We start from the raw sequence: 20,828 nt of genomic DNA on the forward strand, positions 1-20,828 counted from the left end.
GCATTTTGCGCGCAGCAGCCGTACTGATCGGGGAGGGCAAGCCATGTTTTTTATACGAATGATGAATGATATGAAACTAAGGAAGAAGATGACGCTTACATTCATTTCGGTAGCTGTTCTTCCCTTGCTGTTATGTGGCCTGTTTCTGACGGGAAAACTCCGAGAGGCCGTCATTAAGGACGCTTTTATGCAAGTATCCAACAATGTCGATCGGGTCCAAAATCGTACAGAAGAACTGATTAAAGTACCACTGGACATCTCGTATCGGCTAACCAATGATAACCGGATGAAAATGGTGGCTAGCCAGAAGTATGACAGCTACATTGAAGTCATTCAGGCTTACCGGGAGTATACAGGTATTCGTGACTACCTCCAATTGTACAAAGAGATATCCGGCATCCGAGTCTATGTTTCTAATCCTGGAGCATTGAACAACTGGGAATTTATTCAGCCGGACGAAAGAATCACAACCGCAGATTGGTACAAGGAGGCTATAGAGCAGAAAGGATTGGCTGGCTGGAACTTAATCAAGGATGAGAGGGACGATGCCGATTATCTCAGCCTGATTCGTTCATTCGCAGTGAATTCACTAGGGCAAAAAGGAGTATTGGTCATCAATGTTAGTAAGCGCCAATTAAATTCAATCCTGAATCAGGAATCGTTCCCTACCTTGATCGTGGATAACCGGAATCAGATCGTCGCGTCCAATGAAGCAGAGTTGTTCGGAAAGAATCTATCTGAAATTCATGCCGACGAGAATATACTTTTCCAACAGGAAGGAAGTTACAACACACTCATTAACGGAAAAGCGTCAAAAGTGGTGATCGCAAATCTAACGCCACAGAACAGCTGGAATGGACTTCGCATTATTTCCGTTTTTTCCGTTTCCGAGATTACCCGAGATGCTAATCAAGTGATATGGCTCGGTGGAGTCGTGATCACGGCCAGCCTGATATTTGCAGCCTTACTTATCTATGCTTCTGCTTCGCTATTATCCAGAAGGATTCTCCGCTTGAGCAAGCATATGACCCAAGTAGGGGCGGGCTCATGGCAAACCTATCTCCATATCGACGGAAAAGATGAAGTTGGTCTACTATCGAGAGAATTTAACGCGCTCGTCAATAACGTAAACCATTTGGTCCAGGAGGTTCAAGAAACGAATCGTCAGAAAAGTCTGGTGGAGCAAAGACAAAACGAGATCAAGTTCAAAATGCTGGCAAGCCAGATTAATCCGCATTTTCTCTTCAATTCTTTGGAGTCCATCAGAATGGAAGCCCACATTCGCAAACAGGACGATATCGCCAAAGCAGTATGGCAGTTGAGCGCGTTGTTACGCAGCAGTCTGGAGGCCGGTAACGACAAGATTCCGCTGCGTAAAGAGCTTGAGCGGGTGTGCTGTTATCTTGATCTTCAAAAGTTCCGGTATGAAGAGCGTTTGGAGTATCGCTTAACGGTTGATCCGGATTTGGAGGAAATGTTGGTTCCACCTCTGATTATCCAACCATTGGTGGAAAATTCTATTGTACATGGTCTGGATAATCAAGCAGAAGGAGCTGTCATTGAAGTGAAAGTAAAGGAAATCCCAGAAGGGGTCCGAGTTATGGTATGTGACAACGGCGCCGGTTTCACAGGTGATCGTCTCGCCCTTGTACGAGAAGAGCTTGCTGCATCCGTACATGAGCAGGAGGTCCAGCGAATTGGATTGCGAAATGTAAACGATCGTCTTGTCTTATTGTATGGGACCTCTAGTGCCTTAAGCATTGAGAGCCAGCCGGGGAAAGGCACTTGTATTCAGTTTTTCATACCTGGGGGTGAATCCAAATGATTAAGGTAGTTATCGTTGACGATGAGCCGAAGCTTCGTCAAGGCCTTCAAACTCTGATTCCATGGGAGAGTCTTGGGTTTACCGTTACAGCTACGGCAGCCAATGGAAAAGAAGCATTGGAAGTCATCCAGGAAAAGTCCCCCGATGTCGTAATCGTCGATATCCGCATGCCGGTTATGGATGGCTTACAGTTGATTGAGCACTTGAGATCTGACGGTCATCATTTACATTTTATGATCCTCAGTGGATATGCCGACTTCGAGTATGCCAAACAAGCGATCAAATACGGGGTGTGCGGCTATCTCCTTAAACCGGTGGACATTGTTGAAATGTCGGCCAGTTTAAAGCAGGTACGCGAGCGGATCGAAGAGGAGCGCCTTCAACGGGAGTGGCGTAAGAAGGAGGTTATAAATCGGGATTTATACCTGCACAGCCTGCTCGTCTCTCAAGAGAAGACGGAAGATCCCACCAAGTTGAGAAGTAAGGCAGTAGAAGCAGACTTGTTGTGGACCCACTACGAAGTTGTGGTCGTGTATCCGCGCGTTTCCGAAGTGGACCGTTCCGATGTCGCATACCAGCTTTCGAATGGATTGAAGGCAACGATCGAGGGGCAGATGATGGGGCTTGTCACAGTAATCCCGCCGTATACGGTCCTTTTGCTCAACGAGCCGCTGCGTGGAAGACAACGACGCGAAACTCTGTACAACGAGATTCGTAACGCTGCGGATAAGGTCCGGTTCGCCGCTGCAACCGGAGGGGGAGTAACTGCTCCCGAAGATATTTGCAAATCTTTTTTAAAGGCCCAGGAAGCGGTAAAACGATCCTTTTTCAGCGAGAAGAACCGACTGCTAGATCCGTATCCTTTCTTTTCTCCTTCGCTGGCTTCCCCCGGATTGTCTGTCGATAAAGCTGAAGAAACGATGGAGGAATTCATCTTCCGCCTGTATTACAGTCTGGAAGTAGGAAACCAGAATGTCATACTACCATTGTTGAACGAGGTGGCAGCATTTTTTCTCCAACAGGGGCAAGATGAAAAGTCGATCAAAGAGTCATTCTTCTTTCTATCCAATGCGATCATTCACAAGCTGACCGCGGGGTTCTGTATCGAGTTGAAAGAGACGGAGGAAGTTTCCCGTTTTTTGAATGGGATATACCAGCATGAACACCTAGATGACCTTTTGGAAGAGACCTACCGTTTCCTGCTAGCTTTGGCGAAAGACTCCGAACCTCGTGGAAAGGAGCAGGAGTTCAAAAAAATGATCGACTTTATTCACAAGCATTATGCAGACAACCTGAGGCTGGAAGCGTTAGCCGGACTACTAAACTACAGTACCGCCTATTTGGGCCAGCTCTTTAAGAACAAGACAGGGGAGTACTTTAACACCTATCTGGACAGAGTCCGTATCCACAAGGCAAAGGAGTTGCTGGACCAGGGAATGAAAGTTTACGAAGTCGCTGAAAGCGTCGGCTACACAAGCGTCAACTACTTTTATAGCAAATTCAAAAGGTACGAAGGCTGTTCACCGTCGGAATATAGAAATCCATAATTTGTGGATGATTTTTCCCGAAATCCGTTATCTGGGCTCTGACTCTCCTCTGTTTTATGATGGATTTTAAGAGAGGGGATGAGAAAATGAAAGCGGTAACAGCAAATTCGGAAAACGTATACAAAAAACCGAAGAGGAATGCTTGGAAGGTATTTAAAAGCCAAAGGTATCTTTACTACATGTCTATTCCGTTTGTTATTTGGGTCTTCGTCTTTCAGTATTTGCCGCTATGGGGCTGGACAATGGCATTTCAGAAATACAGACCCGGTTTGAGTTTTTTTGAACAGAAGTGGGTGGGCTTGGAGCATTTTCGTACTTTGTTCCAAGATGATCATTTCTACCAAGTACTGCGGAACACGTTGGCTATGAGTCTTATGGGACTGGTCGCTGGTTTTATTGTACCGGTTGTCTTTGCTCTATTGCTCAACGAGGTCCGCATACAAGTGATAAAACGATTTGTTCAGACCGTATCTTATCTGCCACACTTTGTTTCATGGGTGGTTGCTGCAGGCATCGTCACCAAAATGCTTTCAGCGGATGGCGGTGTCGTAAACGATATGCTCATGGGTCTAGGCATCATCGATCAGCCAGTCCAGTTTATGGCCCAAGGTAAATTATTTTGGTGGGTTGTAACTTTCGGAGACATCTGGAAGGAAACGGGTTGGAACGCCATTATTTATCTGGCTGCCATCGCCGGTATTGGTCCTGAATTATACGAGGCTGCGCGGGTGGACGGCGCTAGCCGATTCCAGCAAATGTGGCACATTACGCTGCCGGGAATCCGGCCGACCATTATCATTCTCCTGATTATGTCTATTGGCCATCTGCTCGGTACGGGATTCGAGAAACAATTTCTGCTGGGCAATCACCTGGTCATCGATTACTCTGAAGTACTTGATTTGTATGCGCTTAATTATGGTCTGGCGATGGGACGTTACTCTTTCGGAACGGCCATTAATATTTTCAATTCGGTGATCAGCCTAGTCCTATTGTTTGCGGCTAACGGAATCTTTAAGCGCTATACCAACGAGAGCATTATGTAAGGAGGAGAATGGACATGGAGGCTGTCAAAAGCACTACGCCGGTCGGCGGATTAAACAACAAGCTTCAGGCGAAATCACCACAAGACCGAATCCTGGGGGTAGTTGTTTATCTTTTCATGATTGTGGTCACCGTTCTGACGATCTACCCGTTCTTAAATGTGCTGGCTATCTCTTTTAACGATTCGGTAGACACCATTAGAGGGGGAATCACCATCTGGCCAAGGCAATTTACGTTGAAGAATTACGATTTGATTTTCACCTATGAGGGGTTAATCACTGGATTCAAGATCTCCTTTCTGCGGACCATCATTGGCACCGTAGCGGGTTTGGTCAGCGGCTCGATGCTTGCCTATACACTTGCCCGAAGTGATTTTCAAGCTAGAAGGTTCATCTCCATCTTTCTTGCTGTCACTATGTATGTTTCCGGGGGGTTAATTCCAGGTTTTATCCTGATGAAGGAACTGCATTTAATTGATACATTTGCCGTCTATATTTTACCAGGTCTTGTAAGTGCGTTTAACGTCTTCATTATTCGTTCCTTCATTGACGGCCTGCCTTATGCGTTACAGGAATCAGCCAAGCTGGATGGTGCCAACGATTTCACAATCTACTGGCGCGTTATACTTCCTCTTTGCAAACCAGCATTAGCGACCGTAGCGCTCTTCTTGGCGGTTGGGCAATGGAACTCTTGGTTCGATACTTATCTGTTTAATGGGTCCAATGAATCGTTGACGACCCTGCAATATGAATTGATGAAAATTTTGCAAAGTACGACAACAAGCGCAACCAATTCCCAGGACGCTGCTAATATGGCGGAGCGTATGGCACAGGTATCCCCGGAATCGGTTAAAATGGCAATTACCATCATTGTTACCGTGCCGATTCTTATCGTCTATCCTTTTTTACAAAAATATTTTGTTAAAGGTATGACGCTTGGAGCGGTAAAAAGCTAAAACGAAGCAGCAAACATTCATTATACAGGGAGGGTTCGCTCCATGAAGTCAAGAAAAAACAGAATGATCGTATCTTTCGTAATGTCACTGACTTTAGTGGCTACCCTAGCAGGGTGCAGCGGTAATAATCCGTCTGAGGCTACCAAGGCCGTAACTACAGGGGACATCACGCTTACTTATTTTTCGGAAGACTCCAGCACGAATTGGAATAATATGAAGGATGAAGTCGGCAAGGTCATCGCGGAAAAAACCGGAGTAACTCTAGATGCTGAATTCGCTGTCGGTGACCCGGTCCAAAAGATTTCCTTGATTGCAGCCACAGGAAACTATCCTGATTTAATCGCTGCTAAGGCGGATGTCGGCAAACTTGTCGATGCTGGCGCAATCATTGATTTGACGGATTTGATCGATAAGCATGCACCAAACATCAAAAAAATGCTAGGAGACAAGCTTGTTCGGGCGAAGTACAGTTTAGATGACCAATCCATCTATGTTATTCCGACCTGGTCCGCTGTCGAAGAAGAAAAAATCAAACCCGACGTAGGATTTAAACTCCAGCACCGTGTCGTCAAGGAAGCGGGATTCCCGGACATTCGTACAGTACAGGATTTCGAAAAAGTCATTAAGGACTATATAACCAAGCATCCGACGGACGAAAATGGCAACAAAAATATCGGACTGTCCCTAAATGCCGACGATTGGCATATGTACCAGGTAACCAACTCAGGCTTCCAAACGACCGGGGGACCAGACGACGGCGAATACTACATTGATCAAAAAACTCACCAAGCGACTTATCATTTCCGCCGACCGGAAGAAAAGGAATATTTCCGTTGGTTAAATCACATGAATGCCATTGGATTGCTTGATTCGGAAAGCTTCGTGCAGAAGACCGATCAGTTTAAGGCAAAAGTGGCTTCTGGCCGCGTACTGGGTCTAGCCGATCCAGAATGGGACTATGGCGATGGACAAAATGCACTGAAGGCGGAAGGCAAATTCGACCAGACTTACGGTCATTACCCAGTCACCATGAGCAAGGAGTACAAGGATACCAACTTCTGGCTGCCTGGTTTTGATGGGGGATACGGAATTTCGATCTCAAGCAAGTGCAAGGACCCGGTACGCGCTATTAAGTTCCTCGATTTTCTGGCATCGGAAGAGGGTCAAGTCCTGAATAACTGGGGAATTGAAGGCAAGCATTACACGGTTAAAGACGGCAAACGGACGATTATTCCGGCTGTACTTGAACGGATGAACAATGACAATGCGGCTTTCCAAAAAGAGTCCGGAATCGGTCTATATTGGAACTTGATGGTCCATTATGGTGATGGCATCAAGGACTCAACTGGCAACTATTTTACTCGTAGTTATCCGGAACTGCTGACGGCGACTTATAACAAGTCGGAGAAGGAAGTTCTGAAGGGCTATAAGATTGAGCACTGGAAGGATCTATTCCCGAAGGAAGATGAATTCCAACCGAGAGCATACGGAGCAGCTTACACGATGCCTCTTCCCAATGACGATCCGGCTGTTATTCTCGGAGCCAAGATGAAGGATATTACATGGAAACGAATTCCCGAAGCTGTCATGACCAAGCCGGAAAACTTCGACAAGGTTTGGGATGCCTATATGGCAGAACTGGAGAAAGCCGGAGTACAAGAAATGGAAGAATCTTTTACCAAGCATATCCAAGACCGAATTAAGCTGTGGTCCACTAACTAACTTGATTCACATAAAAGAACGGGACCGTTTCCACTTTCCTGCCGGAAAGGAGACGGTCCTTTTTTCATAATGGTTTGCCATAGACGACTTTTGCTCAAGGCACAAACAAACAGCGGCTACCCCGGTTATTTTTAGAGGTGGCCGCTGTTTGTTTAAAGTAGACTACTTCGTTACTTCATGACGCTGACGGGACGGTATAGTTACGGATACGGTAATTCTCATAAAAGCGCCTTACTCCGCTTTATTTTTGGATAAAGTAAGCAGGTCTTGAGGAAGCTCATCCCTCGTGATCACGTAATCACTGTTGAACACTTTTATGAGATGATCCAGGGAGTTATATTGTCCATTACGGATGAAGTCGCCCGTCCACGTAGTGAAAAAGAGCCAATGCGCTGAATAGGATTGAAGCAATTCGGGATCGCTAATCGGGCCGTTTTCAGACAGACCAACCAGCTTCTTGCCCTGCACGAGATTCACCAAGCTGTCATACTTGCCGATACTTGGGCTATAATTAGCCGCCTGGTTGTAGATATCCACACTTACAATATCGACGACATCGTCCCCCGGATACCATTCGGGGCTCTCGGAGTTCCATACCCAGATCAGGTTGTTCAGGTGATGGTAGTGTGTTAGGCGGTCGTACATGATACGGTACAGCTGCTTGGCGGAGTCTGGACCTTGGGCGCCCCACCAGAACCATTTGCCCTCCGCCTCGTGCAGCGGTCTCCACAGCACCGGAACGTGAGCGTCTTGGAGGCGTTTCAACTGAGCAGCAATGGCATCGATATCCCTTAGGATAAGCTGATACTCTTCCGACTCGGGATGACTAAGTGCATATTGAACATCGAATGTAGTAGCGTCCGTGTAAAACCCGCGCCACCATTCTTTACCGGGAATATCATACAGTCCCTTAGGAGCATTCCAGTGCCATGCGAATGTGACAAGTCCACCTTCTTGGGCCCATTGAATTGCCTTTTCCACCTCAGTTGAGGTGGCGCCATGCTCGATGCGAGAGGGGGAATAATCCATCATGTCCATTGATAACATGGCAGGATACTTTCCAGTTTGGTCTTTAATCCACTGTGCATCCTCCAAAGTGTGCTGACCGGAAAGAATGTGGCTGCCGTAACTATCCACGAGATAACCCATGAGTGCCGTGGTTTCCGCAGTCGCATTCGGGTTTACTGGCTTTTTCTCAATTTGATGCAGTTTCGGGGGGGACACTGCTGATAGCTTGACGTAGTCGATATGATATTGGTCCGAGTCGACATTGAACTGTAAGATATTGTTTCCCGAATTCAGCATCAGTTTACCGCCGGATACCTCTGTGTAGCTTGCTGTTGTCGGCAATGATATTTCGCTGGTCTGGCCCTTGACCACCAATTGGGTCTTTTTGTCTCCATTGGGGTTACTGTAACCGATTGCAAGATTGTAAAGCCCGCTTGAAGGTGCATTATAGGCAAAGGTTAACGATCCTGTGCTTTTGAAGGCGGCGTAACCGCTACCCGAATAGCCTGTATCAGCAGCTTCGATGTTGACCTCACCAGTAATGACTCCGTCTTCGGCTTCAATTTTGCTAATTGCAGCAGGCAGATTGGCGAATTCAACCTTCACGTATTCGATCCCGTAATATCCCCAGCCTCTTGCAAAAGTAAGCTCGTTTGTGCCGGCATTCAGCATGATCTTGGTTAATATTTTCTCGTTCACTGCCGCACCTTTCGGAGGAGCAGCCAGCGTTATGTTCTCAGACATTGTGCCATTGACCTCGATGCTGGTATCCTTGGAACCAGTGCCCGCCGGAATGTAGTAGCCGAGGCTCAGTCTATAAAGACCTGCTGTGGGCACGTTCACTTTAAACGTGGCCGTCCCGTCGGACTTGCCGGAATTTGGGTCGTAGTCATAAAAGAAGGATACATAGCCATCGCCTTTATAAAGCGTATCGCCGGTATAGGGGGTATCCCGTTTTTCTACACCGTAACCTTGAAGAATTGCATCTTTGGAGCTGACGACGATAGAAGAGGAATTGTCATTAGTGGATGAATCTTGACTTGCATTCATCAACGTTCGCCCTTCAACATCGGTGACCAAGTGAGCTGATTCTGCTTTAGCTAAGCTTGGAATTAAATCAAGAGATACCAACAAAAAGGATAAGAGAACAAAACTGAGAATACTGAAAAACCTTTTTTTCCATGGATCTGGCATATGACTCACTCCTTGAATTAGTAGATGATACCGCCTCAATTGACCTGCAACATGCATTACAGAAAACGCTTTCATTATTGTGTACATATGAAGTACACTTTGAAGTAATCGATGACAGGTGATTAAGGACTAGCTTGCACTTGTAAGCATTTTTTCTTCATTTGTATACGTTTTCAATATTTGGTATTCATTTTTTGGCACCTCACCTCTCTTTAATTTCATCATAAATTAGAGGCGAGGCAGGAACCATACAATGAATTTCGGAGAAAATCATCCTTAAATTATGGATTTTTATACTCCGGTGGCAAGCAATCTTCATATATTCTTTGAGATGTATAACACAAGATTATTAAGGCTATATGGGGTAAGCGGGAAGGATAGTTTCAATTTGTGGTATCATGCCAATAAGAAGATTACCCACATGGAAATGAAAGGGACTAATACATGATTTCTCATCGACTGCTTACCTACGAAACTATTTATCAATTAACGGACCAGATTCATAGGGATCAACACTTGTTATTCTATAGCTATTTAACTCAACGTAAGGAGCAGGCTAAATTTGTTGGTCAATATGTAGATGACAAGCTGACAGGGGTCTTAGCATACTTTTGTGGGCTCTCCTTCCCTGCGTTTTCTTTCCACTGCATCAACCGAGAGCAGCTTAACTTCCTAGCTCTTATTGCTTTTACAGAGGAACTCATTCAACTTAAGAAAAATACCGTTTGTGGTACAATCCTGTGTGATCGTGACCTACAACTTTTTCAGTCTCATGGACTTGTAACGGGTAACCCACAACGTTTCTTAACGATGAAGCATATGGATCAATCGAAACTGCTCGATTCAAACGTGGCTGAGCTAGTTAAGGGAAATGACATTTCAGATATAGTGGATTTATTGCGAAATGGGGGCATGAAATTTTTTACGAGCAGCGAACTTGAACAATATCCTTTCCTTAGGATAAAGGAAAATGGTCATTTTATTGCCGCAGGCGGCTTCCACTTTTATGATTCTAAGCTCGTGGAGCTCGGAAACATATATACAAGCCCTGCTCACAGGGGGAAAGGACTAGCAAAGCACTTGACGAGCCAACTTACAAAACTGGGCAGAACACTATCATCAGATGTCTATCTGGGAGTACTGGAGGAGAACCAGGCTGCTGTACAACTTTACAAAGGATTAGGATATGAGGTCACGGCTGAACAGGCTATTGTTGATTTTAAACTATCTATTGATTGACGAACGAGGAGGGAGAAGGCCCTGAAACAGAATGATATTAATGTTCATCAACTGGCTGGCGAGATCCGTCAAATTTTACACAAGAGAATGGATAAACTAGGTATAGCATACGGCATCGTTAGCGAATTTAGTTATAATCCTGAGGAACTACCATCTTGGATTATTAGTATCGAGGATTCTGAAATCGTACTCACCTCGGCCATCTTGTTCCAATATCTGAAACGGCATCAAAATTTGAAGGATGCGTTAACTCATTTTATGCGCGATCACTTTTCATACTTTAATTAAACAGTATCCACTGGATTATATAAAACTTACTTAAAGGTACATATCATATAGTCAACAGGAGGGTACAAAATATGTGGTTTAGGAAGAAAGAAACGCAACTGGATCGAATACAAAACAAACTGAATCAGGCTATGAGCAAAGACAAGGATTTCTTGGTGTTTGGAGCATCCTCACATCAATATAAGGTTAATGAGAAGCTTACAGCAAAAGCGCTGGCGGACTGGCAAGCCCACAATCAGGTCACACTTCCTGAGCCTTACGCGCTGTTTTTAACGAACGTCGGCAACGGAGGCGCCGGACCCTATTATGGAATTTATCCGATTGAAAAGGCAACTTCCTATACCGAGCACCAGGCACTCCTTGCAAAATCCGTTCTGCACCCCGAGATGACCAAAGAGGAATGGAACCATCTGATTGAGCCCCTGACCAAGGATGAGGACATCCCCGACGAGGAATACGATGACGCCCGTAATAAGGTGCTGGGCGGCATGTTGTGCATAGGCACCCAAGGCTGCGAATACGACATGTATATCGTACTTGAAGGGAAATACAGGGGGAGAATTGTGTACACCTCCGATTTTCATCCCGATCATCCCTTTTTCTTTGTCTATGAAGACAGCTTTCTGGACTGGTACGAACGCTGGCTGGATGAAATTATTCTGGATTATGATATTGGGTGGTTTGGCAGTCGAATGCCGGGTGATGAGAATGCGCTGATCCAGATTTATCAGAGCGCTCCAAACGAAGAAATCCAAGCCAAAGCGCTTGATGGAATGTTCAAATTTAAAGTAGTTTCTCAGCCAACCCTTGTTTTTATGAAAAAAATTGCGGAGCAAAGCCCAAAAAATCGAGCCACAGCTGTTCGGCTCATCTGCAAAACTTCTTTTGACACGGGAAGAAAATATCTTCTGGAGCTATTGCAATCAGATGAACATGAGGATTTTCTGCAAGCTTTAATGATTCTGCACGCTTCCAGTAAAACAGTAAATTTAAAGGAATTTATTCCAGTGATTTTGCACAGTCTTGATAGGATTCACGACCCGGAAACGTTGCGTTATGCAGGATATATCCTGGAGGATTACGGTGCGATTACGCTCCAGAACTTTGCGCCTTTCTTGTGTGACGCCGATCCGAAAATGCAAACCACTGCCATCTATGCCGCACGCAGTTGCGAAAACAAGCTGGGAAGCTGGCAGATCATTGAACAGATGTTGGTGGGCGACGACCCGCATGTTCTGAAAAACTCAATTTTATATTGGGGCGTTATTCCACATGAGAAGTTGCTGCCTTACTATCAGACGGTATGGCCTGAATATAAAAGGAATCCGAATTTCAAAGAAAAATTTATCGGTTGTTTGCAAGAACTGCATTTGCCAGATGATTATTTTGACAAGGGCGAATCGTGAGAAATGAGATTTGGAAATGACGATGATAACGTGCTAGTCAATCTACAAGGTAAATCAATAAAAAGCGAATTGAAAAAAGGGCAATCCCGCAAAAGGATGACCCAATAAGCGAGCTATTTTATTGAATTTTTCGTTGCCTTATACATATTTTCTACGTGTTCGTCTACTTCGTCTCGTGACATGCGTAAGCGAGGCACAGAGGTACCAAATCCGATCTCTATTTTTCCCTCTTCTAATCCTTTGAAAATTCCATCTGCGAAGGCATCTAACGGCTCTCCATGCGTATGCAACCCTGCTCCACCTAAATCTGTATTTACTGCTGGCGGGACAACCTCAATTACCTCTACAGACGTATCAGAAAGCTGGTGTCTTAGGCTGATGGTAAAGGAATGAAGTGCCGCTTTCGTTGCTGAATAAATCGGAGCAATCACAAACGGCGTAAAAGCTAACCCAGAAGTGACGTTAATGATAGTCGCCTCTTCTTTTGTTGCAAAATAGGGAGCGAACAACATGGATAGATGCAAGGGTGCTTCAATGTTAGTGGTGATTTCTTTACTGAAATAATCCCAATTGCTTTTTACATCCGTTTTTAGAACGTTAAAGCATTGTTGGATACCGGCGTTGTTAACTAACACATTTACTTCTGGATAGTTGGCTGTTACCCAATCCGATAAAGCTATACGCTCGGATTCCATATTCAAATCACTTACATGAGTAATAAGGCTAGGCAATTTCTCTTTCGCTTTTTGAAGTACATGTTCACGCCGTCCAGAAACAATGACTTTATTTCCAGCTTTTAAAAATCGTTCTGCAAAGGCTAATCCTATTCCAGTACTTCCACCGGTAATTAGTATTGTATTTCCTGAAAGTTTCATTATATGTTCTCTCCTTTTATTAGTTTTCGTTCTTGTTTCCTGAATGCGCTGTGCCTAAACTGTAACTTTAACTTAGATAAAATTATATATAAATAACGGCAGACTAGGATTTTATTCTCACATCCTAGTCTGCCGTTATTTATTTTATTTAGTCTGTCTAAAACTTATTTTCGCAAAAGACAGTTCCATCCGGCTATGTGCGCCTCACATTTATCTGGCCGGGATGTTGCGCGTTCCCTCCGTCATCGGGGAGGAGCAAAGCGGACACACCGGCGGCGTGCCTGCATTGGTCTCCGTTGTGCGGCGTCCACCTACTGTGTCGCGCCGCATCCATGCCTTGCAGGCGGCGTCCGTGCATTTCCACACAGGCACATTGACGCGTGGCTCTGTCTGCGACTTAGCCGCCGCCGAAGCCGTACGTGCTGTAGGGGTTGCTGGGGCTGGTCCCGGCCTGCTGCTCACACGGGTTGCCGTGCCAGACATTGGCGAACCACCGCCAGCCCGGCTGCCATACCCCGAAGTACCCTTCGGTTGGCCGAAGCTACTGCGGCGCGTTTCTGGTTTGGAGACTTCAGGGGTGACCCCATAGGCTTCCAGCAGAAAACGCGACACGGCGGCAGGCTTGCCGTGATTGGAGGCAGGGGAGGTGATATACAGCAGCTCCTTCGCCCGGGTAACGGCTACGTAAGCGAGGCGACGCTCTTCCTCCAGCGCAGCATCGTTATCCACGGCTGTTGCGGGGGCGGCGCCTGCCCGACGATCCTCTGGCAGCTCGCTGTGTAGAGCTGAGCTGTGCGGCAGGATGCCTTCGCTGGCCCCGATCCAATATACGCAAGGGAACTCTAGTCCCTTGGCTCGGTGGATCGTCATGAGCCGAACAGCATCGCTGTCTTCCTCTCTGCGCAGAGATTCCATCTGGCGGTGGCGCTCGGAAAGCTCGTCCGCAAAGTTGACGAATGCCTCTACCGTGTCAAAGCGCTTGGCTGCCGTTTCGAGCTCCTCCAGGCTTTCTTGTATCGTTTCCTTATAATGTGTCCATGCGCCTGTATCTCCGCTTTCCAAATATTTGTCATAAAAGACGCGCCGCATTTCTTGAATGGCATAGGCAGGCTTCATTGTAGTGAGACTGCGAATCAATCGAATGCGTTCTTTCACCTGTTCACGCTGAAAATCACGTAGTCGATCCCAACGGCTGAGGTGGATTAGCGGGTATTTTTTAGCCTGCTGCTTCTCTTCACGCATAATCCATTCCATTCCGGCCTCACGAGAGACATACAGCGGTCCAAGGGTGCTTGGAATAGATTCCATTCGCCGGGGATTCAGCGACAAACGCAAGTGATCCATTAAGGGACGAATCAGAGATTGATCGTAAAATACGGCTCCCGCTCCGTACTGAATAAATGGGACATCCCGCATAATCAATTGCTCAAAAATAGATCTGCTTCCGCTGGCTGTCCGGTGCAAAATAGCGATATCCCGGTAGCGAAGCCGACCTTCCTCTACCTGTCCGAGTAGATGAGTAACAATATGTCCCGCCTCTTCCTCAGGCCCGGATGGGGTGGCAAACTGTGGCGGCAAGCCCTCACGCCCGGCAGCCGCAAGACGTTTGGAACGTCGATGAACATTTTTAGCGACGATGTTGGAACCCAGCCCCAAAATGCGCGCATCACTACGGTAATTAATATCAAGGGTGATGACCTTTGCATCTTTATAGACCTTGTCAAATTCCAGAATGGATTCCTGGCGGGCTCCGTTAAAGGTATAGATCGTCTGGTCATCATCTCCGACGACCATCAGATTGCGATGCCTCGCAGCCAATCGCTGCACCATTTCGTATTGCAGGGCATTCGTATCCTGGAATTCATCGACCATGATATAGGAAAAACGCCGTTGAAGCGGCTGAAGCACATCCGGGTCACGCAGGAGAACAGAGGCACGTAGCAGAATATCGTCAAAATCCATCTTATTGCGTTCCTGTTTCCACGCTTCATAGGCGAGCATGGCACGCTTGGCATCCGCTTCCTCGCGCATGGTTTCCGGCAACTCGTCTGCGCTACGGCCTTCCGCTTTCCAGGCGGAGAGTGCGGACAGCAGGCTTTCCGGCTGGAAAGCCTCACTCAGTCCAAGCTGGCGTAGCATCATTTTCATAACGGTATGTTGGGTCTGCGTTTCACCGAACACTTCGTCTTGCACGCCGCGATGACGCAGCATCGCCAAAGCGAATGAGTGGAAGGTACGCGCCTGTACTGCGCGTGCAGCGGTAGGTCGCACACCGGGTAATCCCGCGATGCGCAGCTTCATTTCGGCAGCTGCTTTGCTGGTGAAGGTCACCAGCAGGATGGACGATGCAGGGACATCCCGCATCGCCATAAGGTAGCCTGCACGGGCTGCCAGCACCGTGGTTTTGCCGCAGCCAGCCCCTGCCAGGGTGAGAAGGGGGCCTTTACCATGGCGTACAGCCTGAATCTGCGGGCGGTTCAGATGAATGCCCGCATTCTCTATAGCACGAAAATAGGCCGCGTCTTGGTCGGTGTCGGGTACCAGCGTTATACTGGTATCCATAGAAGCTCGACGTGCCTGAGGGCTCGTCGTTGAATAAGGAACCCCGATGGGTCGGGGGTAAAATGCAGGATTTGGGTTCATGATCCTGAAACCCCTTTCGTTCTTAAAATCTTCCATTTTCACAAATGGGGGTAGTTTTTGGTATGATAGAGTTCTAGTCAGCTTTAGATGATGATAAGAACAAGGCGATGGACTAAAATGATGCTGAATTCATGCGGATCTAGAACTGGAGCGTCAAAACGTTAATAGGTTGACGCCAATGCCTATAGCCTTCAAACAGGCAATATGACCGCATTCCATTATACAGGAGTTCGAGGCTTGCCAACAGAAAAAAACTTTGGGATATACGGACGGTACAGTGAAATCCGGCTGGATATGGGGAGGAAATAACGATGAAGCTGATTCAACGTATAAAGGAAGGCGCTAATCGCGCAACAGAAAAGGCGCAGCATGCTGTCGAGATTAGTAAGATCAATTCGCAAATTACAACAATTCAGCAGGAAATGGATGTACACTTTTTACGAATGGGTCAAATTTTTTACGAAGGCTACCGGGCGGCCGATATGTCAGTGGCTGAAACCGAGATGACACAGCTATCTACTGCTTGTGATGAGCTTCAGGATGAAATTGATGAACTGCGCAGCAGAATTGCAGAATTGAAAAATGCCCATTTATGTACCTGTGGTGCAGTTGTGCCGCTGGATGCGAACTTTTGCCCCAAATGCGGACGCAAGCTGAATGAAGGGCAGGCTGCCTCCAAGCAAGTAGCGGCCGTGCGGGAAGAGGTGCCGACAGACGCCTATTCGTTTGATCTGCGCAAGTCAGAGGCAGTGAAGGATGCTGCGCCTGCTTACACGGAGTATGCAGTAGATGAAGTCATCGATCGGCATGAACAGGATGAGCGGTATGAAACGCATGATCCAACGGAATTAGACCGCAATTACACAGTGTCTGATTTTACTCCGGAAGAAAAAGCTGCATTTGATGAAGAGTGGGAGCGTCGTCGTCAGGAAGAACTGGAGAAAGAACACCAGCGTCTTGAAGAACTGGAACGTGAGCGGGAGCGTCAAGAGGAGCTGGATGAGCGCATTCGATATTGGAAGGCCAACAATTCCGGGACCGAGAAGCCGGCAACACCGTCTACGCAAATACGCGAAAATGTAAAATGCCAAATCTGCACAGCGGAACTACCCAAAGGCTCCAAATGGTGTCCGCGCTGTGGAGCTGAACAGATTTGACGCAGCCGAACAGGCTGCCGCAGGACACAGACATAACGCCGGGCAGCATAGGGGGAACAGAACATATGGAGCGTTTGCTGCAACATCTGCGGAATCTGGGTTTTACGGAGATGGAAGCCAAGGTGATGGTCGAGCTTTCGAGACAAAATGCAGCGTCCGGCTATGAAGTGGCTAAGCGTTTGGGGGCATCGCGCTCCAACGTGTACGCAGCTTTGCAGCGTTTGGCCGGACAGGGATATCTCAGAGCGAGTGCAGGAGAACCTGTACGCTACAGCATGCTGCCGCCGGGTGAGCTGACCCGGATGATTGAAGGGCAGATGCGGGAATCCCTGCTGGCGGTGGAGAAGGAGATGCCACGAACAGAACCAGCCAAGCCGACCTTTTATAATGTGGAAGGTGACCGGAAGGTGCTGGAAAGCCTGACACGCGAGCTGGAACGGGCTAAGCATGAGATTGTGCTGGATTTGTGGCGTGAGGAAGTCGAACTGCTGCGGGAAGAGTTGAAAAAAGCCGAGAGTCGGGGTGTGCGACTCCTATGGTCCTGCGACAACGGAGAAAGCATGTTGGGGCCGTGGCTACCGCGTGCATCTGGTACAAACGGCCAGGAACCGTCAGGGCGCAAGTTTTCCTTTGTTATTGACCGGCGTTGGTGCATGCTGGGAATGCGGGGAGAGAATTGCCCGACACAGGCGCTTATTACCGAGCATCCGGTGATGACAGGTTTGCTGCTTGATCATTTTGCCCAGGATCTTATTTTGTATGAGCTGGAGCATGATATGGGCAGCGAGCTGTCGACCCGATATGGCTGGCGGTATGAAGGCATTGTCGGCAAATATATGTCAGCCGGAGAATAGGGTTAAGGATTACTGGGAGGGAAGTTCCATCAGAGCCCGGCATACAGATGTAATATAGCCCGCTTGATGAGGCACAAATTGATCCGGTGTAATCAGGCGGCGAGTTTTTTCCGGGTTCGGCCCCGACGTAATACCTTGGGCTTCGATAAATGGAATATGGCCTTCAAACAGGGCCAGTGCTTGCTCAAGGTCTGCTTCGTACAGTCCAGCTACTTCTTCCTGCTGGAGACAATAGGCTTCCAGGGGCTGGTTGGACAGCAGTCCAAACACCGAGCTGATCTCCCGATCCCAAAAAGAGGTGCCCTGTGCGGTACCTTTACTTTCATACCGAACGGTCATCAGCGGTGTTAAGGAGTTAAAGGGAACATGAATGCCCAGTTCTTCCTCCAGCTCGCGAGCTGCCTGGGACATATCTTCGCCTGAAGTCAAATGCCCAGCTGCTGTAATATCGTAGCATCCGGGGAAGGTGTCCTTTGTATCCTGACGCTGTTGGAATAGCAAGCGGCGGCCTGTCGAAGTGTCTCGTGCCAGCCAGCAGTGAAAGGTATGGTGCCAGTATCCCTTGGCATGTGCTTCCTGTCGAGAGGCTGTGCCAAGGGGGTTGTCTTCATCGTCATAGATATCCAGAAGCTCGCTAGTCATCGTGGTTCCTCCTATAATCAGCAGAAAATCAAAGTCTTACTTTACAGTATAACGTGTTTTCCATCCTGACGATATGATGGTCGATGTGGAATGTGGAGTAGCTTTTGGGGTATGCTGGGAACATGGAGATTTGCGCCATAACATAGGTTTATGATTGAAAGGAGCGATTTTACATGGAATGTATTGTACATTTCCGAGTGATGCATCCAGAGGAGCCCAAAGAACTGCGCGGGCTGATTATGCTGGAAAGCGGAGGCAAGCCGGGGATTGACCAAATAACAGATATGTTCAAAAATATGGGCTATGATGTGCGTCCAGACAACCCGGAGGAATTGATTTTTAAACCAGTCGATGCCAGAGCGAACTATACATATATCCGGGTTATTGAGCTGGATACGGGTGAGGAAGTTTACCAAGAAGACAGAGATTTGCGCGCGATTTTGGAAAATTTGCTCAATAAACATTAATTAAAGATCAGGAGAGCTAACCGATGGAATGAGATCAAGCGATCCTGTCGCCATTCTTAGGAACGGAGAACCAATGATGAGATTGTATATTATCCGACATGCAGACCCAGATTACCCTAACAACACCATTACGCCGGAGGGACATTTGGAAGCCAAGGCACTGGCCAAACGACTGTCCAGTCATGGATTGGACCGTATTTACGTCTCTCCGTTAGGGCGGGCTTTGGACACAATGCGCTACACCACCGACTCTCTCGGTATGACTTATGAAGTGGAGGACTGGACGCAGGAGCTGGCTCTAAAGCTGGAGGATACTCCATACGGTCGTCTTTCCCATTGGGATTTGCCTGGTGAAGTGATTCGTTCCGGGTCGCCTCTGCCGACTCATGACTCTTGGAAGGAAATTTCCTATTATCAGGGGACGCAAAGTCCCGAAACCTTCGAGCGACTGAAGGTTCATTCTGATGAATTCCTGAAGCGGCAAGGCTTTGAGCGGGTGGAGGGCAGGTACCGAATTTTGAAGCATACCGAAGACAGGGTAGCCGTATTTTGTCATGGCGGCTTCGGGCTGACCTGGCTTGCACATCTGTTGGAACTACCTTTGGCTTTGGTCTGGTCCGGTTTTTGGATGCCGCCCAGCTCTGTAACCACCATCTTGTTTGATGAACGCTCCAAGGAATGGGCAGTTCCCCGTTGCATTGGCTTCGGTGATGTCTCCCATTTGTACGCAGAAGGTTTGCCAGTCAGACCTCGGGGTATTATTACCAACTTCAATTAATGGGATTTCTATACGATGCCAAAACGGCTTAAGACGAACCACCGTCTTAAGCCGTTTGTTGTATTCATAGGAGTGTAGGTTGAGTCAGCGTGATTCAACGAATCCCTCTAGCTTGGATGTGCAATGTGCACAGCGGGTAGCAGCTATAGGAATTTCCGACAGGCAATGTGGGCATTCCTTGATCGTTTTTTCCTCCAGAGGTTTTTCTTCCTCTTTGCGCTTCAGCATGTTAATCCCTTTGACCAGCATGAACACACAGAAGGCCACGATGAGAAAGTCCAGCAGGACATTAATAAACTGACCATAGGCGAGGACCGCAATTCCTGCTTCCTTGGCTTGTGCTAGAGTCTTGCGTGTACCGTCAGCATTTAGAGGATCGGCGGCTTGTAAAGCTACATATAAGTCTGGAAAATTCATGCCGCCCAGAAGTTTACCAATCGGAGGCATAATAATATCGTTCACCACAGAAGTGACAATCTTGCCAAACGCACCACCAATGATAACGCCGACCGCGAGGTCAATCACGTTACCCCGTACAGCGAATTCTTTAAATTCTTGTATAAAACCTTTTCCGCTCATGTGATGTACACCTTCTTTACATAAAATCATTTATTTATAATACATGCTATGCCTACTGAGGGCAATTCCAAATTGACGTATTGCACTTTGTCACAAAACCACATGCTCATTTGTCTTCTATATGTAAACCAATAATGGAGGCGATGTATCGTGAGTTTAAGATTCAATCACAGAGCAGTGAGTCCTAGTACATTCAAGGTAATGATGGAGATGGAAAAATATATTTCCGGCCGTTTTACAGACAAAGTATTGTACGAATTATTGAAAATTAGAGTATCCCAAATCAATGGCTGTTCCTATTGTCTTGATATGCATGCAAAGGATTTGCTAAAACTAGGGGATTATGCTGATCATATTTTGCAGCTTGCTTTATGGCGGGAGGTTCCTTTGTTCACGGAAAAAGAACGTGCTATGCTTGAATTAGCTGAAGCGGTCACTCATATCTCAGAGCAAGGGGTACCTACAGACTTGTATAATCGGGTCAGAGAACATTTTAGTGAGGAAGAATACCTAGATTTGACCACGGCAATTAATGTGATCAACAGCTGGAACCGGATTGCCATAGCGACCGGGATGTATCCAGGTAGTCTTTAATGAATAGGGGGCTA

18 protein-coding genes are annotated in these 20,828 nt (G+C 47.1%); 13 read left to right on the forward strand and 5 right to left on the reverse strand.

Annotation, left to right across the window (positions count from 1 at the left end; genetic code table 11):
* Positions 1-43 precede the first annotated feature (43 nt).
* The 5 genes from G9G57_RS16440 to G9G57_RS16460 all read left to right on the forward strand — a co-directional run bounded on the left by G9G57_RS16440 (position 44) and on the right by G9G57_RS16460 (position 7,090).
* A complete protein-coding gene (locus tag G9G57_RS16440) occupies positions 44-1,825 on the forward strand; it encodes a sensor histidine kinase (RefSeq protein WP_016819518.1) in 1,782 nt (593 codons plus the stop codon).
* Positions 1,822-3,372: a response regulator transcription factor gene (locus tag G9G57_RS16445; RefSeq protein ID WP_016819519.1), complete on the forward strand. Its 1,551-nt coding sequence runs from the start codon at positions 1,822-1,824 to the stop codon at positions 3,370-3,372. Before G9G57_RS16440 ends, G9G57_RS16445 begins: the two co-directional genes overlap by 4 nt.
* Positions 3,373-3,458: 86 nt before the next feature.
* The gene (locus G9G57_RS16450; RefSeq protein ID WP_016819520.1) at positions 3,459-4,415 is read left to right on the forward strand and encodes an ABC transporter permease; all 957 of its coding nucleotides are present in this window, start codon (positions 3,459-3,461) and stop codon (positions 4,413-4,415) included.
* Between the two features lie 14 nt (positions 4,416-4,429).
* On the forward strand, positions 4,430-5,368 hold the full coding sequence (locus tag G9G57_RS16455) for a carbohydrate ABC transporter permease (protein ID WP_016819521.1): 939 nt from the start codon (positions 4,430-4,432) through the stop codon (positions 5,366-5,368).
* A 42-nt stretch (positions 5,369-5,410) separates the two neighbouring features.
* Positions 5,411-7,090: an ABC transporter substrate-binding protein gene (locus G9G57_RS16460; RefSeq protein ID WP_017428012.1), complete on the forward strand. Its 1,680-nt coding sequence runs from the start codon at positions 5,411-5,413 to the stop codon at positions 7,088-7,090.
* A 231-nt stretch (positions 7,091-7,321) separates the two neighbouring features.
* Here the strand turns inward: G9G57_RS16460 and G9G57_RS16465 are convergent, their stop codons facing one another.
* Positions 7,322-9,379 carry a glycosyl hydrolase gene (locus G9G57_RS16465; RefSeq protein WP_231124986.1) on the reverse strand — a complete coding sequence of 686 codons (2,058 nt, stop codon included), beginning with the start codon at positions 9,377-9,379 and terminating at the stop codon, positions 7,322-7,324.
* Between the two features lie 357 nt (positions 9,380-9,736).
* Between G9G57_RS16465 and G9G57_RS16470 the strand changes: the two genes are divergently transcribed.
* The 3 genes from G9G57_RS16470 (at position 9,737) to G9G57_RS16480 (ending at position 12,225) form a co-directional block, all read left to right on the forward strand.
* A complete protein-coding gene (locus tag G9G57_RS16470) occupies positions 9,737-10,531 on the forward strand; it encodes a GNAT family N-acetyltransferase (protein ID WP_016819525.1) in 795 nt (264 codons plus the stop codon).
* Between the two features lie 87 nt (positions 10,532-10,618).
* Entirely contained in the window at positions 10,619-10,819 is a 201-nt protein-coding gene (locus tag G9G57_RS16475; protein WP_228552516.1) for a hypothetical protein, read from the forward strand.
* A gap of 71 nt (positions 10,820-10,890) precedes the next feature.
* A complete protein-coding gene (locus G9G57_RS16480; RefSeq protein WP_016819526.1) occupies positions 10,891-12,225 on the forward strand; it encodes an SMI1/KNR4 family protein in 1,335 nt (444 codons plus the stop codon).
* A 113-nt stretch (positions 12,226-12,338) separates the two neighbouring features.
* Here G9G57_RS16480 and G9G57_RS16485 read toward each other — a convergent pair whose 3' ends face one another.
* Together G9G57_RS16485 and G9G57_RS16490 are read right to left on the reverse strand one after the other, a co-directional pair.
* Positions 12,339-13,100, reverse strand: coding sequence for an SDR family oxidoreductase (locus tag G9G57_RS16485; RefSeq protein ID WP_016819527.1), 762 nt, complete (start codon positions 13,098-13,100; stop codon positions 12,339-12,341).
* A 210-nt stretch (positions 13,101-13,310) separates the two neighbouring features.
* The gene (locus tag G9G57_RS16490; RefSeq protein WP_164965253.1) at positions 13,311-15,743 is read right to left on the reverse strand and encodes a UvrD-helicase domain-containing protein; all 2,433 of its coding nucleotides are present in this window, start codon (positions 15,741-15,743) and stop codon (positions 13,311-13,313) included.
* 311 nt (positions 15,744-16,054) lie between these two features.
* Between G9G57_RS16490 and G9G57_RS16495 the strand changes: the two genes are divergently transcribed.
* Positions 16,055-16,900, forward strand: coding sequence for a zinc ribbon domain-containing protein (locus G9G57_RS16495; protein WP_164965254.1), 846 nt, complete (start codon positions 16,055-16,057; stop codon positions 16,898-16,900).
* A gap of 65 nt (positions 16,901-16,965) precedes the next feature.
* Positions 16,966-17,754 carry a TrmB family transcriptional regulator gene (locus G9G57_RS16500; RefSeq protein ID WP_164965269.1) on the forward strand — a complete coding sequence of 263 codons (789 nt, stop codon included), beginning with the start codon at positions 16,966-16,968 and terminating at the stop codon, positions 17,752-17,754.
* A gap of 9 nt (positions 17,755-17,763) precedes the next feature.
* On the opposite strand, the gene G9G57_RS16505 is transcribed toward G9G57_RS16500, so the two are convergent.
* On the reverse strand, positions 17,764-18,396 hold the full coding sequence (locus tag G9G57_RS16505) for an NUDIX hydrolase (RefSeq protein ID WP_031462793.1): 633 nt from the start codon (positions 18,394-18,396) through the stop codon (positions 17,764-17,766).
* 173 nt (positions 18,397-18,569) lie between these two features.
* Between G9G57_RS16505 and G9G57_RS16510 the strand changes: the two genes are divergently transcribed.
* Together G9G57_RS16510 and G9G57_RS16515 are read left to right on the forward strand one after the other, a co-directional pair.
* On the forward strand, positions 18,570-18,863 hold the full coding sequence (locus tag G9G57_RS16510; RefSeq protein WP_016819532.1) for a hypothetical protein: 294 nt from the start codon (positions 18,570-18,572) through the stop codon (positions 18,861-18,863).
* A 76-nt stretch (positions 18,864-18,939) separates the two neighbouring features.
* On the forward strand, positions 18,940-19,641 hold the full coding sequence (locus G9G57_RS16515; protein ID WP_016819533.1) for a histidine phosphatase family protein: 702 nt from the start codon (positions 18,940-18,942) through the stop codon (positions 19,639-19,641).
* Positions 19,642-19,725: 84 nt separating this feature from the next.
* Here G9G57_RS16515 and mscL read toward each other — a convergent pair whose 3' ends face one another.
* Positions 19,726-20,220, reverse strand: coding sequence for a large conductance mechanosensitive channel protein MscL (gene mscL, locus G9G57_RS16520; RefSeq protein WP_025363926.1), 495 nt, complete (start codon positions 20,218-20,220; stop codon positions 19,726-19,728).
* Between the two features lie 150 nt (positions 20,221-20,370).
* On the opposite strand from mscL, the gene G9G57_RS16525 reads away from it, so the two are divergent.
* A complete protein-coding gene (locus G9G57_RS16525; protein WP_164965255.1) occupies positions 20,371-20,814 on the forward strand; it encodes a carboxymuconolactone decarboxylase family protein in 444 nt (147 codons plus the stop codon).
* Positions 20,815-20,828 lie beyond the last annotated feature (14 nt).

It is taken from the genome of Paenibacillus sp. EKM211P, from assembly GCF_011066175.1.
Lineage (GTDB): Bacteria > Bacillota > Bacilli > Paenibacillales > Paenibacillaceae > Paenibacillus > Paenibacillus polymyxa.

Bases quoted from the DNA above. Each gene is read 5' to 3' on its own strand.
- G9G57_RS16455 (WP_016819521.1), top strand. From the start codon at position 4,430: ATGGAGGCTGTCAAAAGCACTACGCCGGTCGGCGGATTAAACAACAAG.
- G9G57_RS16505 (WP_031462793.1), bottom strand. From the start codon at position 18,396: ATGACTAGCGAGCTTCTGGATATCTATGACGATGAAGACAACCCCCTT.
- G9G57_RS16510 (WP_016819532.1), top strand. From the start codon at position 18,570: ATGGAATGTATTGTACATTTCCGAGTGATGCATCCAGAGGAGCCCAAA.
- G9G57_RS16475 (WP_228552516.1), top strand. From the start codon at position 10,619: ATGGATAAACTAGGTATAGCATACGGCATCGTTAGCGAATTTAGTTAT.
- G9G57_RS16500 (WP_164965269.1), top strand. From the start codon at position 16,966: ATGGAGCGTTTGCTGCAACATCTGCGGAATCTGGGTTTTACGGAGATG.
- G9G57_RS16470 (WP_016819525.1), top strand. From the start codon at position 9,737: ATGATTTCTCATCGACTGCTTACCTACGAAACTATTTATCAATTAACG.
- G9G57_RS16490 (WP_164965253.1), bottom strand. From the start codon at position 15,743: ATGAACCCAAATCCTGCATTTTACCCCCGACCCATCGGGGTTCCTTAT.
- G9G57_RS16460 (WP_017428012.1), top strand. From the start codon at position 5,411: ATGAAGTCAAGAAAAAACAGAATGATCGTATCTTTCGTAATGTCACTG.
- G9G57_RS16480 (WP_016819526.1), top strand. From the start codon at position 10,891: ATGTGGTTTAGGAAGAAAGAAACGCAACTGGATCGAATACAAAACAAA.
- G9G57_RS16465 (WP_231124986.1), bottom strand. From the start codon at position 9,379: ATGTACACAATAATGAAAGCGTTTTCTGTAATGCATGTTGCAGGTCAA.
- G9G57_RS16485 (WP_016819527.1), bottom strand. From the start codon at position 13,100: ATGAAACTTTCAGGAAATACAATACTAATTACCGGTGGAAGTACTGGA.
- G9G57_RS16440 (WP_016819518.1), top strand. From the start codon at position 44: ATGTTTTTTATACGAATGATGAATGATATGAAACTAAGGAAGAAGATG.
- G9G57_RS16445 (WP_016819519.1), top strand. From the start codon at position 1,822: ATGATTAAGGTAGTTATCGTTGACGATGAGCCGAAGCTTCGTCAAGGC.
- G9G57_RS16495 (WP_164965254.1), top strand. From the start codon at position 16,055: ATGAAGCTGATTCAACGTATAAAGGAAGGCGCTAATCGCGCAACAGAA.
- G9G57_RS16450 (WP_016819520.1), top strand. From the start codon at position 3,459: ATGAAAGCGGTAACAGCAAATTCGGAAAACGTATACAAAAAACCGAAG.
- G9G57_RS16515 (WP_016819533.1), top strand. From the start codon at position 18,940: ATGAGATTGTATATTATCCGACATGCAGACCCAGATTACCCTAACAAC.
- mscL (WP_025363926.1), bottom strand. From the start codon at position 20,220: ATGAGCGGAAAAGGTTTTATACAAGAATTTAAAGAATTCGCTGTACGG.